Below are 15601 nucleotides of genomic sequence, written 5' to 3' on the forward strand. Positions count from 1 at the left end.
GAATATGGGCACGCAGTGCCCATCCTGAGCCCACCCCTTGGCGGTTCTTTGGTTCCTTTCTGCCCGGGCAGAAAGGAACCCGCCCCGCAGGGCGGAACCCTGCTCGCCATCACAGCGGAGAAACTCCTCCTGCGACGAACGAAACAATCCGATCATCGCCCCATCATCCGCCCCAGTGTGCGCACTGGGGCACCTATCCCTATCCCCTCTGGCCTTCGGCCATCTCCCCTTGACAAGGGGAGTCAGCCCCCAGGGGGAAGGCTCATAAAGAGTGGGCGGCGAAACACCCCTGCCAAAATCTAAACCTCCACCGGCGCTCCGTCCCGAAACACCTTCCGAACATTTTTCTCCGCCTTGCTCCGGGGGAGCATGACCTCCCGGCCGCATCCCTGGCAGCGGAGCTTGAAGTCCATACCCACCCGGAGGACGAGCCACTCCTGGCTGCCGCAGGGGTGGGCCTTTTTCATCTTCAGCACGTCGTTCACATGGATATCCATGAAACTCACACCTCCGCCATTTTAAAGCCGATGCCCCAGACGGTCTTGATATACTCCCGGTCGCTGGCCTTGCCCAGCTTGGAGCGCAGGTTGCTGATGTGGACGTTGACGGTGTTGTCATCACCGAAGTAGTCCTCCCCCCACACGTGCTGGTAGATCTGCTCCCGGGTGAACACCTTTTTGGGATACTCCATCAGCAGGGCCAGGATCTCAAACTCCCGGGCGGTGAGGGTGACGGGGCTGCCCCCGGCGGTGACGGTGAACTCGTCCCGGTCCAGCACCAAGTCCCCGCAGGAGAGCTGCTGCTTCTGGGCCGGGGGCGCGGAGAACTTCTTCACCCGCCGCAGCTGGGCCTCCACCCGGGCCAGTACCTCCAGGTTGTCGAAGGGCTTGGGGATGAAGTCGTCCGCCCCCATGCGCAGCACGTTCACCTTGTCCTCCAGTCCCGCCTTGGCGGACAGGACGATGATGGGCATGGTGCGCAGGGGCCGGATCTTCTGAATGAACTGCTCGCCGGTGAGGCCGGGGAGCATCAAATCCAGCAGCACCAGGTCGAAGTTCTCCCGCTCCGCCCAGAGCAGCCCCTCGCTGCCGGAGAAGGCCGCCTGGCTCTCATACCCCCCATCCCGCAGGATGGTGCACAGCAGATTGTTGATGTCCTGGTCGTCCTCCACCACCAGGACGCGAATGGATTCCATGGGTTTTCCTTCCTTTCTTGGGGAATATGCAAAATCCGTAGGGGCATGCTGTACGCACCCACGGACGGCCCCGTGAGGGCACGGGGCCCTACAAAAACAGGCTTTAGCAGGGCCCGATGTCCTCATCTGGCCGATCTTCAATTTTGCCGCCCCTACTTCTTGATCTCCTCCCAGTACCGCCGGGCGGCCTGCTCGGTCTTGTTGTCCCCGTACTGGTAGTATTTCCGGTTTTTCAGCTCGTTGGGCAGGTACTGCTGCTTCACCCAGTGGCCGGGGAAGTCGTGGGGGTACAGGTACCCCTGCTCCCGCTCCATCCCCGCTGAGTCGGCGTGGACGTTCTGGAGCTCCCGGGGGATGTCCCCGGTGCGGCCCGCCCGCACGTCCGCCATGGCCGCGTCGATGGCCATGCAGGCGGAGTTGGACTTGGGCCAGGTGGCCAGGAGAATGGCCGCCTCGGACAGGGGGAGCTTGGCCTCGGGCAGCCCTAACTGCAGGGCGCTGTCCACACAGGCCTTCACAATGGGCACCGCCTGGGGGTAGGCAAGCCCCACGTCCTCGCTGGCGGAGCACAGCAGCCGCCGGATGGCGGTGATCAGGTCCCCCGCCTCCAGCAGCCGGGCCAGGTAGTGGACCGCCGCGTCCGGGTCGGAGCCCCGGAGGGACTTCATCAGGGCGGAGGCGATGTCGTAGTGGTTGTCCCCCTCTCGGTCGTAGCGCATGGCGGATTTCTGGGCCGCCGTCTGGGCGTCCTCCAGGGAGATCACCAGCTTTCCCTCCTCCCGCCGGGCGGCGGAGGAGAGCAGCTCCAGGGCGTTCATGGCCTTGCGGATGTCCCCGCCGCAGGCGGAGGCGATGTGCTCCCGCACCCCGTCCTCCAGAACAAGAGTCCCGCCCAGCCGCTCATTGAGCAGGTCCACCCCCCGGTCGATGGCGGGGAGGGCGTCCTCGGCGGTGATCTGCTTGAACTCAAATACGGTGGACCGGGAGAGCACCGCCCCGAACACGTAGAAGAAGGGGTTCTCCGTGGTGGAGGCGATGAGGGTGATCTTCCCGTTCTCCATAAACTCCAGCAGGGACTGCTGCTGCTTCTTGTTGAAATACTGGATCTCGTCCAGGTACAGCAGTACCCCGTCCGGGGCCAGGAGGGTGCCGATGTCGGCGATAATGTCCTTAATATCAGAAATAGAGGCGGTGGTGGCGTTGAGCCGGTGGAGGGGGCGGTTGGTGCGCTGGGCGATGATGTTGGCCACCGTGGTCTTTCCCGTCCCCGAGGGGCCGTAGAAGATCAGGTTGGGGATGTCGCCCCCCTCGATGATCCGGCGCAGCAGGCCGTCCTTTCCTAAGATATGTTTCTGGCCCACCACCTCATCCAGGGTTTTGGGCCGTATTTCGTCGGCGAGAGGCCGGTAGGCCATGGCGTGTTCTTCCTTTCCTGCGAAAAATCAGGTGAGCTCCTTTTTCATGCACAGACACAGCTCGTCCCCGGCAAAGGGGCCCCAGGGCTCGGTCTCCCGGTAGCCCAGTTTGGTGTACAGGGCGACGGCTTCGGGCATGGCCCGGCCCGTCTCCAGGGCCATAAACTGATACCCGTGAAACAGGGCCTGGAGCTCCAGCTGTTCCACCACCTGCCGGGCCAGACCCCGGCGGCGGAACTCCGGGAGGACATAGACCCGCTTGAGCTCGGCGGTGTCCTCGTCCAGGGGCTGGATGGCCCCGCAGGCCGCCGGCGTGCCGTCCACGATCAGCAGACAGGCCGCCTCGATCTTCTCCAAGGTATTGTAGGGCCGGTACTGGAGGGCGGTCTCTCCAAACCGGTCCACATATTCCTGGTCCAACTTGCGGACCAGGGCGCGGAACTTGGGGTCGTCCCCGCCGGTGAGGCGGAGCTCCCGCTTGCCGCCCCTCATGCGTCCAGCTCCAGGGTGGTCCGAAAGGCCACCACCGCGTTGCCCACAATTTGAATTTCACCGGGCTGTCCGTCCTCCAGTGCCACCCGCACCTCCATGGAGCCGGGACGGCCCATGGCCTCCCCCTGGACGGCGGTGAACCGAACCTCGTCTCCCGTTGCGGGGATCAGCCTGTTCCGGACCAGATAGGCCCCCATGGGGCCGTTGGCGATCCCCGTCACCGGGTCCTCGGCCACCCCGTTTGCGGGGCCGAACATCCGGGCGTGGACCAGGGGCTCCTCCCCCGGGTGAAGGGTAAAGACCAGATATCCGCTGCAGCCGATCTCGCCGCTCAGCTCCTTCAGGGCCTCCAGGTCGGGGGTCAGGCTGTGCAGTTTGTTCAGGTCGCTGAGCACCACCATCAGCTTGGGGGACCCCACAGAGGCCGAGGCCATGGGGTAGCCCGGCCGCAGGTCGTCACGGATCACACCCAGGGCGGCCAGCACCCGGTCCTGATGCTCCCGGGACAGGGGCTCCCCCAGGACGGCCCTGCCCTGGGACATGACCACCCGGTAGTCCCCGTTCTCCTTACACACGTCTACCGCGAAAATACCCGCTCCACACTTCTGGACCACCCGGGCGCTGTCCAGCCCCAGCTCCATGGCCCGGACATAGTGAGAGGCGATGGTGGCGTGGCCGCAGACCGGGACCTCCTTGGCAGGGGTGAAGAAGCGCACCTGCACGTCGTACTCCCCCGGTTTCCCGGGCAGGATGAAGGCAGTCTCCGAGTTGTTCAGCTCCCGGGCGATGCGCCGCATCTCCTCGTCGGTGAGGCCCCGGGCGTCCAGCACCACCCCGGCGGGGTTGCCCGAGAGCTTTTCCTTGGTGAAGGCGTCCACCTGATAGACCGCATAGCTTCGCTTCATGGATGTTTCCTCCTTTATGCCTCCTGGCCGGCGGGGACCTCTTTCTGGAGCAGCCCCGCCGCCAGACACATCTTCTGTTTTCCCAAGTAGTTCACCAGGGCGATGGACCGGCCCACCCCGATCATGGCCGCGATGGTCCCCACACCGATGCCCACGATCCGGCCCGCCGCCAGCAGGCCCAGCATGCAGGTGGCCGCCACACAGCCCACGTCAAACACATTTTTTGCAAAGCCCTGGTCCCGGCCCAGCCTCTCCGCCACCGCGGCCACGATGCCGTCGCCGGGGTTGGGGACCAGCTTCATGTTTACCGTGATGGCCGCTCCCGCTCCGGTGAAGAAGATGGCCGCCAGCAGCAGGCCGAAGTTGGCCAAAAACCCGTGTTCCGCCGCCTCATAGGGGATGAGAGCGCTGTACAGGTTCAGCACCCGGCTGAACGCCAGGCTCAGGGGCAGCTGGAGCAGGTCGGTGAGCCGGCTATTTTTCCCCCGGAGCACAAACTGCCCCGCCACAAAGAGGGAGTACAGCAGGAAGGTCATGTCCCCGAAGTTCCAGCCCCAGATCTCCGACACCGCGAAGGCGATGGAGATGATGGGGGATACCCCCAGCCCCGCCTTGGTGTTCAGGGTCAGCCCCAGGGCCAGCACCAGCATGCCCAGTAAGTACAATACCCAGCGATTTACGGTTTTCAAGAAATCCCTCTCCTTGTGTTATGGTTTTATGCGTTGGCCCCGGCCCGGTTTTTAGCGAAGTGATCGCACCAGGGCCGCAGGGTACAGCTCTCACACTGGGGCCGGCGGGCGATGCACACCGCCCGGCCGTGGAGGACCATCCGGTGGCAGAAGTCGTTGGACTCCTCCGGGGGGAGCACCTGCCGCAGCTGCATCTCCACCTTGGCGGGATCTTTGGATCCGTCGGTGAGGCCCAGCAGACCGGTGATCCGGATACAGTGGGTGTCGGCCACCACCACTCCGGGCACGTGGAATACATCTCCCAGCATGAGATTGGCCGTCTTGCGGCCCACACCGGGCAGCTTCAGGAGCTCCTCCATGGTGCCCGGCACCTTGCCGCCGTAGTCCCGCAGCAGCATCTGGGAGGCCAGGACGATGTCCCGGGCCTTGGCCCGGAAGAAGCCGGTGGAATGTATGTACTGCTCCACCTCGGCCACGTCCGCCTGAGCCAGGGACTCCAGGGTGGGGAACCGGGCAAACAGGGCGGGGGTGACTTTGTTCACCCGCTCGTCGGTGCACTGGGCCGCCAGGCGCACAGAGAACAGCAGCTCATAGTCCTTCTCATATTCCAGGGAGCACAGGCTGTCGGGGTAGAGCGCCTTCAGTTCGTTGACAATGCTCCAGACTTCCTCGTTGGTTTTCATAGACTGTCCCACCTCACGGGTCAGAGTTTAGATGCGCCCACAGGGCGAACAAAGTTATTATATCACATCAGGAAAAGAAATTCGACAGGATTTTGGACGTTTTCCGGAAACGGAGCCATCTTGTTCCCGCCCTGCGTCAAAACGATCTGTTTCCCTCAGCCCTGCTTCCAAAAAACTGTGGAAACAATTCGTTGTAATTTCCGCCCGGTCTGTTATAATAGGGAATATCACCGCCCGGACGCCGGGCTGAATCAGAGAAAAAGGAGTGTTCCCATTGGTCACAGAAGTCATGGACTTTATCACCGCCGCCGACCCTGAGGTGGGGCAGGCCATCCGTGCCGAGTATGACCGGCAGCAGCAGAACATCGAGCTCATCGCCTCGGAGAACATCGTCAGCGCCGCCGTCCTGGCCGCCGCCGGCACCGTCCTCACCAACAAGTACGCCGAGGGCTACCCCGGCAAGCGCTACTACGGCGGCTGCCAGTGCGTGGACGTGGTGGAGAACATCGCCATCGAGCGGGCAAAGAAACTCTTCGGCGCCAATTACGCCAACGTGCAGCCCCACTCCGGCGCCCAGGCCAACTTCGCCGTCTATCAGGCCCTGTGCCAGCATGGGGACACGGTGCTGGGCATGAGCCTGGACCAGGGCGGACACCTGACCCACGGCTCCCCGGTAAACTTTTCGGGCAAGAACTACAACATGGTGGCCTACGGCCTGGGCGAGGACGGCCGCATCGACTACGACCAGGTGCGGGACCTGGCCAGAAAGCACAAGCCCCGCATGATCCTGGCCGGCGCCTCCGCCTACCCCCGGATCATCGACTTCAAGACCTTCGCCGACATCGCCCACGAGGTGGGCGCCTATCTGTTCGTGGACATGGCCCACATCGCCGGCCTGGTGGCCGCCGGGTGCCACCCCTCCCCCATCCCCTACGCCGACGTGGTGTCCACCACCACCCACAAGACCCTCCGGGGCCCCCGGGGCGGCATGCTCCTGTGCAACGATGAGGCCATCGCCAAGAAGCTCAACTCCGCCATCTTCCCCGGCTCCCAGGGCGGCCCCCTGGAGCACATCATCGCCGCCAAGGCTGTGGCCCTGGGCGAGGCCCTCAAGCCCGAGTTCAAGACCTATCAGCAGCAGATCGTCAAGAATGCCGCCGTTCTGGCCCAGACCATCATGGAGGGTGGGCTGGATCTGGTGTCGGGCGGCACGGACAACCACCTGATGCTGGTGGACCTGCGCCCCGCCCACCTCACCGGCAAGGAGATGGAGCACCGCCTGGACGAGGTGTATATCACCGTCAACAAAAACGCCATCCCCAACGACCCGGAGAAGCCCTTTGTCACCTCCGGCATCCGGGTGGGCACCCCCGCCGTCACCTCCCGGGGCTTCACCGAGGAGGACATGAAGGTGGTGGGCCGCCTCATCTGCCAGGCCGCCCAGGACGACTTCGCCTCCAAGGCGGACGAACTGCGCGCCCAGGTGAAGGAGCTCACCGGCCGCTATCCCCTCTATCAGAACGTCTGACCCTGCACCCTGCCTTTCCGCTCCGGCGGTCCATGAGGACCGCCGGAGCTTTTTTGTTCCGGGAGCGGTTTTCTCCAGTTTTCCCGCGTTTTTGCCGGGGCAGACACGTATTGTGGTATGTGAAAAAAGTCCCAAGGAAACCTTAATCGTTTCTTAAACATTTGTAATTGCCTTGTAATTGCTTTTCCCGGAAAAAGCAACCTATAATGGAACAGGAGAATGCACTGATCTGCATATGCGGCCCCCCGCATGGCTGTGCCGCGCGGGTGAACCCCTTTGCGGTTTGCTCAGCAGACATTACGTTAGGAGGACTTGATACCATGCCAGAAGTGACTGTTCCCCAGCCCGCTCCAGCTGCGTCCCCGGCCTCTCCGCCGGGCCGGCCCAAGCCGAAGTTCAACAAGCGCAAGGTGCGCCAGGCGGTTATTGCCGGCGCGGTTGTGGTGGCTTTGGCGGCGGGCGGCTTTCTGCTCTACCGCTTTCTGACCAAGCAGGACAGCGCCAGCAGCGAGATCCAGACCCAGGCCGTCCAGTACGGCACCATCCAGAGCAAGGTTACCGGCAGCGGCAACGCCAAGGCCAAGGAATCCGCCGCTATCACCCTCACCGCCGGCGGCACGGTGCAGGAGGTCTTTGTCTCCCCCGGCGACACGGTCACCGCGGGCCAGCCCCTGTACACCATCTTCAGCCAGGAGGCCCAGGACCAGGTGACCCAGGCCCAGACCCAGGTGGACAACCTGAACAAGGAGATGTCCGCCCTGCTGGAGGACGCCAACAACCTCACCGTCCGGGCCCCCTTCGCCGGCAAGCTCATCAATGTGAAGGAGTTCCAGCCCGACCAGGAGGTGGCCAAGGAGACCGCGGTGGCCACCCTGGTCAACGACAAGAAGCTGAAGCTCTCCCTGTACTTCAGCTACGCCTATGAAAATCAGATCCGCACCGGCCAGTCCGTCCAGGTGTCCATCCCCACCGTCATGGGTACATACACCGGCACTGTGGAGAAAATCAACAAGGTCCGCTTCATCTCCCCCGAGGGGGCGGTCCACTTTGAGGCGGTCATCGCCTTCCAAAACCCAGGCACCCTCACCGCCGGGATGGACGCCTCGGCCACCCTCACCGCCTCGGACGGCTCCGCCATCTACCCCTATGAGAACGGCAAGACGGAGTACTACGAGACCCGGGAGATCGTCACCAAGGCCGCCGGGCCGGTGGTGTCCCAGGGCAACCTGATGGACTACGCCGACGTGTCCGCCGGGGAGGCCCTGCTCACCCTGGGCTCCAGCACCATCGACGAGACCATCATGTCCAAGCAGAAGGAGATCGACGAGGCCCAGAAGAAGCTGGCCGACGCCCAGAAGGGCCTGGCCGACTTCAACGCCGTCTCCCCCATTGACGGCTCGGTCACCTCCTGCACCCTCACCCCCGGCACGGAGGTCAAGAGCGGCGACACCGTGGTCACCATCTCCAACACCACCAACATGGTGGTGGACATCACCGTGGACGACCGGAACATCGCCTTTGTCCAGCCCGGCCTGACGGTGGAGCTGAGCGACTGGAACGGCAACACCTTCATCGGCACTGTCACCGCCATCAACATGGGGGCCGCCGAGAGCCAGAACGGTATGACCAACTACCCCGTCACCCTGACGGTGGACAACCAGGACGGCTCTCTGCTGGCCGGCATGTATCTGGACTACTCCTTTGTGGCCAGCCAGTCGGACGACTGTATGATGGTTCCCATGCAGAGCGTGAAGAACATCCCCGGCGAGGACGGCAGTACGGACAGCGTGGTCTTTATCCGGGCGGACAAGCGCCCCGAGAACGCGGTGGACCTGGAGATCCCGGAGCCGGAGCCCGGCCAGCCCCCCATGTACCCCTCTCCCGAGGACGGCTTCTATCCCGTGAAGGTGGAGACCGGCCTGAACGACGACTACAACGTGGAGATTAAGAGCGGCCTCAACGGGGACGAGGAGGTCTTTGTCAACTACCTGGTCGAATCGGCCTATGGATGAGCGGGGTGAACTGCCATGCTCATTGACGTGAAAGACCTCTATAAAATCTACAACGAGGGAAAGGAGAGCGAGGTCCGGGCCCTGGACGGGGTCACCCTGTCCATCGACCGGGGGGAGTTCGTGGCCATCATCGGCGCCTCCGGCTCGGGCAAATCCACCCTCATGAACATCCTGGGCTGCCTGGACATCCCCACCTACGGGGACTACATCCTCAACGGCACCCACATCAACGACCGCTCCGACCGGCAGCTGGCCCACATCCGCAACAAGGAGATCGGCTTTATCTTCCAGGGCTACAACCTGATCCCCGCCCTCACCGCTTATGAAAACGTGGAGCTGCCCCTCATCTATCAGGGGGTGTCCATCTTCCAGCGGGAGGAGCGGGTGATGGAGGCCCTGAAAAAGGTGGGCATGGACTCCCGCTGGAAGCACAAGCCCGCCGAGATGTCTGGCGGCCAGCAGCAGCGGGTGGCCATCGCCCGGGCCATCGCCACCCATCCCCCCATCATCATGGCCGACGAGCCCACCGGAGCCCTGGACTCCAAGACGGGCCGGCATGTGCTGGAGATCCTCCACACCCTGAACCAGGAGGGCTCTACCATTATTCTCATCACCCACGACAACGGCATCGCCGCCACCGCCCACCGGGTGGTCCGCATCTCCGACGGCCGCATCGTGGCCGACGGCACCCGAGAGGAGGTGGGTCTATGAAGCTGGGCCAGGCATTCAAAATGGCCGCCAAGTCTATCTTTTCCAACATCGGGCGCTCGGCCCTCACCATGCTGGGCATCATCATCGGCCTGGCGGCGGTGATCATCCTGGTGTCCTACGCCCAGGGGCAGAACGCCGCCATGCGGGCCTACTACGAGAGCATGGGCACCAATACGGTGGAGGTCTACGCCTATACCTGGGACTCCTCCCTGGATGTATCCAAGTCCCTGTACAACTACTGTCTGGGTCTGGACAATCTGGTGGTGGGCGTCACCCCCAACGGGCAGGTCAGCAGCAGCCCCAAGATTTCCTACGGCTCCAAAACTCTGCCCACCGACGACTACCAGACCGCCACCACCCTCTATCTGGGCAACGACCAGTACGGCCTGTGCAACGACTACCAGATCGCCCGGGGGCGGGAGCTGTCCTTTCTGGACATGGAAAAGCTCAATCAGGTGTGCGTGCTGGGCTCCGCCACGGCGGAGGAGCTGTTCTCCTTCGCCGACCCCCTGGACAAGACCATCACCATCAACGGCATCCCCTTCCGGGTGGTGGGCGTCTATGAGAGCAAGTCCAAGGGGGTGAAGGTCGGGACCAAGGAGGAGGACCAGTACCTGCTGGACGAGATCAAGCGCAAGGACCGGATGATCCTCATCCCCTATACCATGACCCGCTACTTCAACAGCAACCAGCCCATCGACCAGTTTGTGGTCAAGGTGAAAAGCTCGGACGCCATCGCCCCCACGGTCACCAGCCTGAACGGTTTTCTCTCCGGACTCATCGGCGACCAGAACGGCAGCTACGGCGTCACCTCCCCCCAGACTTACCAGAAGGAGCAAAACCAGGCCGACGCCATGCAGCAGCGGTTCCTGGGGGGCATCGCCGCCATCTCCCTGCTGGTGGGCGGCATCGGCATCATGAACATCATGCTGGTCACCGTCACCGAGCGCACCCGGGAGATCGGCATCCGCAAGGCCATCGGTGCCGAACGGAGGAGCATCATTGTCCAATTTTTGATTGAAGCAGCCATGATCTGCGGCATCGGCGGACTGTTCGGCATTGTCGTAGGCTATATCGGGACTCTGATCGTGGGCAAGCTGTCCTTCAATATGATCCTGATTCCCAGCCCCGGGGTAACCCTGGGAGCGGCCGCCATCTCGGTGGCGCTGGGCATTATCTTCGGCATGTACCCCGCCATCAAGGCCTCCGGCCTCCAGCCGGTGGTGGCCCTGCGGGCAGATTAACGCTGTAAGGGAGAACATATCTATGAGAAAACAACATCGAATGATCCACGCCCTGCTGGCGGCCGCCCTGGCCGCCGGGCTGGTGATCCCCCTCCCGGCGGGAGCGGCCGGGGCCTCCTCCTTTCAGGATGTGAGCGACCCCGCCACAGCGGTGAACGCCGACATCCTGCGTCTGATGGGGGTGGTCTCCGGCGCGGGGGGCAACACCTTCCGCCCCAATGACAAGCTGACCCGGGCTCAGTTCTGCACCATGGCGGTCAACTTCATGGGGCTGGGGGACCAGGTGGTCCTCCACTCCACCCGCACCATCTTCACCGACGTGCCCTCCAGCCACTGGGCCAGGGGATATATCAATCTGGCCGCCTCCACCATGGTGGACCCGGGCTCCGGGTCCAGCTCGGGGGGCTCCTCTTCCGGCGAGGGGACCACTCCCTCCCCCGGCACCCCTCTGATCGCCGGGGTGGGCGACGGCCGGTTCCTGCCTGAGCAGGAGCTCTCCTTCGCCCAGGCGGTGACCATCCTCATCCGGGTGCTGGGCTACTCCAGCGACAAAGTGGGGGCGGTGTGGCCGGACGGCTATCTGAATCTGGCCCAGTCCATCGGCCTCACCGACGGGATCAGCGCCAAGGCGGGAGACACCCTTACCCGGGCCCAGGCCGCCCAGCTGTTTGTCAACGCCCTCTCCTGCAAGACCGGGGAGGGAAAGGACTACTACACCACCCTGGGCAGCGAGTCCAAGCGGGACACCGTCCTGCTGGCGGTCAACACCCAGACCGACGACGGCTCCGCCATGGGTGCGGTGCGCACCTCTGAGGGCACCTACCTCCCCGACGCGGAGGACGTGGCCCCCACCGCCCTAGTGGGCCGCCGGGGCGTGCTGGTCCTCAACGACCAGAGCGAGATCGTCACCTTTGTCCCCGACGACAGCACCTCGGTGACCGTCTCCCTGCTGGACAACGCGGAGCCCAGCTATCTCACCGCCATGGGCGGCAGCCGGTACACCATCGCCGCCGACACCCCCATCTACACCTCCGGCTCCAGCGAAGGGAAGCCCTACTCCGAGGGCTATATGACCCTCACCGCCGGCAGCCGCCTGACCCTGTTCACCCTGCGGGGCAAGGTGACCGCCATCTACGCGGCTACCACCGCCACCGCGACCGACGCGGACGCTGTGGTGGTCATGGACCGGGTGAACGCCGCCGACTTCCACCGGCTCACCGGCGGCGCCACGGGCTACACCATTCTGAAAAACCAGCAGACCATCAGCCTGTCCCAGATCCAGCCCTACGACGTGGTCACCTACGACAGCATGTCCAACACCCTGCTGGTGTCCGACCTGCGCCTCACCTGCAAGTATCAGAACCCGTCTCCCAGCCCCAAGGCCCCCACGTCCATTACCCTGCTGGGCCACACCTTCCCGGTGCTGGAGAGCGCGTGGAACTTCACCGACCAGGTGTCGGCGGGCCAGCAGGTCTCCCTGCTGATGACCGTGGACGGCCAGGTGGCCGCCATCCTGCCCTCCAGCGCCCAGACCCGCTCCACCGCCATCGGCATGGTCACCGGAGAGACCACTGTGGACCTGTTCCTGCCCAACGGCGGCACCATGGAGCTGAAGGGCTCGGAGAGCAAGCTGAAGAACGTGAACCAGGTGTGCACCATCACCTCCACCGATGAGAACATGCTGAACGCCTCCCGCCTGTCCACCCAGAGAGCCCCCGGCGACTTCGACCCGAAGGCCCTCACCCTGGGCGAGTACAAGGTGGCCCCCGGCGTGCGGGTGTACGAGCAGTTCCGGGACGGCGCCCAGGTGGCCGTGCCGCTGTCCAATCTGGACTACGGTGCCATCCCCCAGAACCAGATCACCGGCGTGCATATGAACAGCTCCGACATCGTGGACGTGGTCATCCTCAACAACGTCACCGGCGACGCCTACACCTACGGCCGAATGGTGGGCCACACCACCGTCACCGAGGAGCCCATTTACGGGGATGACGGCGAGCAGGTGGGTACCAAGGAGAACTACAAGACCTCCTGGAGCCTGGAGAACCGGAATGTACTCAAGTTCAACGAGAAGGCGGGCTACGCCGGCAAGACCGGCGACCTGATCGGCGCGGTGGCCGGAAAGAACGGTCTCATCATCAGCATCGTGGAGCTCAGCGAGTACCAGGCTTCCCCCTCCGACTTCTTCGAGCGGGACGGCCGCTACTACGTTACCGTCAAGGGTCGCACCTACGCCGTGGCCGACAGCGTGGAGTGCTACAAGACAGCCACCAAGAGCTGGTTCGACCAGGAGGACGGCATGGACCGCCTGCGGGCCTGCCTGGCCTTCTCCAGCAAGCTGACGGTCTACATCGACCCCATCGGCGATAAGGTCCGCATCGTTACCGCAAATTGATCCCAGCGTTTTCAAGGGCGCGGCTCCGGCCGCGCCCTCTTTTTGCCTTCTCTCTGTCTCGAACACAAAATTAAATTTTATTTTTCTCTTGACTTTAATATTATTTAGTATATACTAAATATAGTTAAATCGTTTGTGAAAGGAGTCTTGAGATGGATCTGGATAAGATTCCCGCCTGGATTTTGGATCTGGAGCCCGAGGACGCCGGGTTTTTAAAGAATTTTGTTCTCAAATCCGGCTCTCTCAAGGAGATCGCCAAGCTGTACTCCGTATCCTATCCCACCATCCGGCTGCGGCTGGACAAACTCATCCAGAAGATCGAGCTCAGCGACCAGAAGGAGGAGGAGCCCTTCTCCGCCTTCATCAAGGGGCTGGCCGTGGACGCCCGTATCGACCTGGAGACCGCCAAGCTGATTCTGGACCGGTACCAGCAGGAGGAGCACCGCAGACCCAGCAACATCACACCGTTAAAGCAAGATCGGAGGTAAATGGCATGAATCCCGCTCTCTCCCTTGTCATCGCGTTTCTCATCCTCGCATTCCACATCTGGGCCAGCCGCCGGAGCCCCCGGTTCTGGTTTCTGGGGGGCATTGTCCCCCTGGTCTGGTTCGGCCTTCTGGCCTTTCTCTGGTCACGCGGCCAGATCTCCCTGCCCGCGGACTGGAAGATATTGGTGTTCCCTACGCTGATTCTTCTCCTGCTTTGGCTCAAGGGAAACCTGGCGGCCAAGAAAAGGGAACTGGAGCAGATGAAAGCAAAAGATTTGTAAGGAGGCGTTGCTATGAAGGAAATCATCATCTTACTGCTCACCTTTGCCATCCTGGCCGTCCAGTATCACCTGGGACTGATGCGCAAACCGGGGTTTGGCGCAGTACTGCCCGCCGCCCTGGCCGCCCTGTTTTTGGCTGTCAGCTTCTTGGAGCAGACAACGGAGTACGGGATCACCGGGCTTCTGTGCGTGCTGGCCGTGGCTGCGGCCTGGGGAGCGGGCCGGCTGAAGGCCGGTAAACATGAAAAGGCGCAGCTGGACCAAATGAAAGCAAAAGACCTATGAAAAAAGCAGGGCGGATGCCCTGCTTTTTTCAGATTGTCAAAAAACTTCTGTCAAGACGTATCCGCCCGAGTTATTGCGGGGGAGCTCGAGGGGGCGGCAGCCCGCCTCGAATGAGATCGAATGCCCTGAATGCCTTGCACGGCAAGGCGTTCAGCGAGCGCAGCGAGGACTTTTCCGCCGCGCAGCGGCGGGAAAGTAACGGCATTTTTGCAGGGCGTCCGCCCTGCTTTTCATAATTTCCACCGCACGCCCACGGTGAACACCCCGTCCTTCAAATCCGCGAAGGCGGTGTGGCCCATCTGCTCCGAGAGCGCCTTGACGATGGCCAGCCCCAGGCCGGTGTTCTGGCCGGTGCGCATCTGGTCTGCGGTGTAGAACCGCTCGAACACCCGGGGCAGGTCCTCCTGAGTCAGCTCCGGCGCGTCGTTGGAGAAGGCCGTGACCAGTGTCTGCCCCTCCTGATACAGCCGGATGTCCAGGGTTTTGGAGCCGTGCTTCAGGGCGTTGCCGATAAGGTTGGTCAAGATCCGGGTCACCGCCCCCGGGTCAGCGGAGACGGCCGGCGGACTTTCCATCAGTTCCACCGTCACCTGGAACCCCGCCTGCTCGAAGTCCTCGTAAAAGCCCGCCAGCAGGGGCTCCAGGCTGCGGCGCAGGTCCACGCTCTGGAGCTCCAGGGGGTACTCGCCCCCCTCGATACGGGACAGGTCGTAGAAGGAGGTGATCAAGTCCTGGAGCACCTTGGCCCGTCCCTCCACAATCTCCAGACAGTGGCGGTACTCCTCCGGGGAGATGTCCTCCCGCCCCATCAGCTGGAGGTAGCCCAGAATGGAGGTCAGCGGAGTGCGCAGGTCGTGGGAGACGTTGGCAATCTGCCGTCGTAAACTCTCCTCCCGGCTGCGCAGGACGCGGGTCTCCCGCTCCTTGTCCTCCAGCAGGCCGTTGATCTGGGACAGCAGCTCCTCCAGCTTGTCGTCCGGACTGTATAGCCGCAGGCGGGTGCCTGGAGCTACGCGGGCCTCCTTCAGATCCCGGGCCGCCCGGCGCAGAGCGCGGCTTCGGCGGTACTGGGCATACAGTACCGCCGCGAGCAGGATAAGAGAGAGGATGAGGAGAATCAGCATTGGAGAGACCTCCTATGGAATTAAAATGTGGACGGAGGAGTTTCGCCGCCTGCGGGCGGCGAGTGACTTTCCCAGCGTGCCGATTTACAATGCAAGTGCAACAGTAAATAAAAAGAGTGACTCAAAGAGGAAAAGCCAGTAAAATGGTAGTTGC

The 15601-nt window shown here is 63.0% G+C and carries 16 protein-coding genes; 8 read left to right on the plus strand and 8 right to left on the minus strand.

Going from position 1 to position 15601, the window contains the following annotated elements:
* Positions 1-299: 299 nt before the first annotated feature.
* The 7 genes from H6B31_RS12150 to nth form a co-directional block, all read right to left on the minus strand.
* Positions 300-497, minus strand: coding sequence for a DUF951 domain-containing protein (locus tag H6B31_RS12150; protein ID WP_204898764.1), 198 nt, complete (start codon positions 495-497; stop codon positions 300-302).
* 5 nt (positions 498-502) lie between these two features.
* Complete coding sequence (locus H6B31_RS12155) at positions 503-1195, minus strand: response regulator transcription factor (protein WP_204898765.1); 693 nt, start codon at positions 1193-1195, stop codon at positions 503-505.
* Between the two features lie 152 nt (positions 1196-1347).
* Positions 1348-2610 (minus strand): replication-associated recombination protein A, encoded by a 1263-nt coding sequence (locus H6B31_RS12160; RefSeq protein ID WP_204898766.1) that lies wholly within the window; start codon positions 2608-2610, stop codon positions 1348-1350.
* A gap of 27 nt (positions 2611-2637) precedes the next feature.
* On the minus strand, positions 2638-3102 hold the full coding sequence (locus tag H6B31_RS12165) for a GNAT family N-acetyltransferase (RefSeq protein WP_204898767.1): 465 nt from the start codon (positions 3100-3102) through the stop codon (positions 2638-2640).
* Positions 3099-4007 carry a PhzF family isomerase gene (locus H6B31_RS12170; RefSeq protein ID WP_204898768.1) on the minus strand — a complete coding sequence of 303 codons (909 nt, stop codon included), beginning with the start codon at positions 4005-4007 and terminating at the stop codon, positions 3099-3101. The genes H6B31_RS12165 and H6B31_RS12170 overlap by 4 nt, the downstream gene beginning before the upstream one ends.
* Before the next feature lie 14 nt (positions 4008-4021).
* A complete protein-coding gene (locus tag H6B31_RS12175; protein WP_243419030.1) occupies positions 4022-4696 on the minus strand; it encodes a YczE/YyaS/YitT family protein in 675 nt (224 codons plus the stop codon).
* 26 nt (positions 4697-4722) lie between these two features.
* Positions 4723-5379: an endonuclease III gene (gene nth, locus H6B31_RS12180; RefSeq protein WP_204898769.1), complete on the minus strand. Its 657-nt coding sequence runs from the start codon at positions 5377-5379 to the stop codon at positions 4723-4725.
* Positions 5380-5668: 289 nt separating this feature from the next.
* Between nth and glyA the strand changes: the two genes are divergently transcribed.
* The 8 genes from glyA (at position 5669) to H6B31_RS12220 (ending at position 14323) form a co-directional block, all read left to right on the plus strand.
* Positions 5669-6907, plus strand: a complete 1239-nt coding sequence (glyA, locus tag H6B31_RS12185; protein WP_204898778.1) for a serine hydroxymethyltransferase — start codon at positions 5669-5671, stop codon at positions 6905-6907.
* A 320-nt stretch (positions 6908-7227) separates the two neighbouring features.
* Positions 7228-8919, plus strand: a complete 1692-nt coding sequence (locus tag H6B31_RS12190) for an RND family efflux transporter (RefSeq protein WP_204898770.1) — start codon at positions 7228-7230, stop codon at positions 8917-8919.
* Between the two features lie 15 nt (positions 8920-8934).
* Positions 8935-9630, plus strand: a complete 696-nt coding sequence (locus H6B31_RS12195) for an ABC transporter ATP-binding protein (RefSeq protein ID WP_087288591.1) — start codon at positions 8935-8937, stop codon at positions 9628-9630.
* The gene (locus H6B31_RS12200) at positions 9627-10874 is read left to right on the plus strand and encodes an ABC transporter permease (RefSeq protein ID WP_204898771.1); all 1248 of its coding nucleotides are present in this window, start codon (positions 9627-9629) and stop codon (positions 10872-10874) included. The genes H6B31_RS12195 and H6B31_RS12200 overlap by 4 nt, the downstream gene beginning before the upstream one ends.
* 22 nt (positions 10875-10896) lie before the next feature.
* Entirely contained in the window at positions 10897-13269 is a 2373-nt protein-coding gene (locus H6B31_RS12205; RefSeq protein ID WP_204898772.1) for an S-layer homology domain-containing protein, read from the plus strand.
* A 152-nt stretch (positions 13270-13421) separates the two neighbouring features.
* Positions 13422-13757 carry a DUF2089 family protein gene (locus tag H6B31_RS12210; RefSeq protein ID WP_204898773.1) on the plus strand — a complete coding sequence of 112 codons (336 nt, stop codon included), beginning with the start codon at positions 13422-13424 and terminating at the stop codon, positions 13755-13757.
* A 5-nt stretch (positions 13758-13762) separates the two neighbouring features.
* Positions 13763-14038: a hypothetical protein gene (locus H6B31_RS12215; RefSeq protein ID WP_204898774.1), complete on the plus strand. Its 276-nt coding sequence runs from the start codon at positions 13763-13765 to the stop codon at positions 14036-14038.
* A gap of 12 nt (positions 14039-14050) precedes the next feature.
* Positions 14051-14323, plus strand: coding sequence for a hypothetical protein (locus tag H6B31_RS12220; protein WP_204898775.1), 273 nt, complete (start codon positions 14051-14053; stop codon positions 14321-14323).
* Positions 14324-14553: 230 nt separating this feature from the next.
* Here H6B31_RS12220 and H6B31_RS12225 read toward each other — a convergent pair whose 3' ends face one another.
* Positions 14554-15447: a sensor histidine kinase gene (locus H6B31_RS12225; RefSeq protein WP_204898776.1), complete on the minus strand. Its 894-nt coding sequence runs from the start codon at positions 15445-15447 to the stop codon at positions 14554-14556.
* Positions 15448-15601: the final 154 nt, after the last annotated feature.

Origin of the sequence: Pseudoflavonifractor capillosus (genome assembly GCF_016899775.1) — a bacterium.
Taxonomy (GTDB): domain Bacteria; phylum Bacillota; class Clostridia; order Oscillospirales; family Oscillospiraceae; genus Lawsonibacter.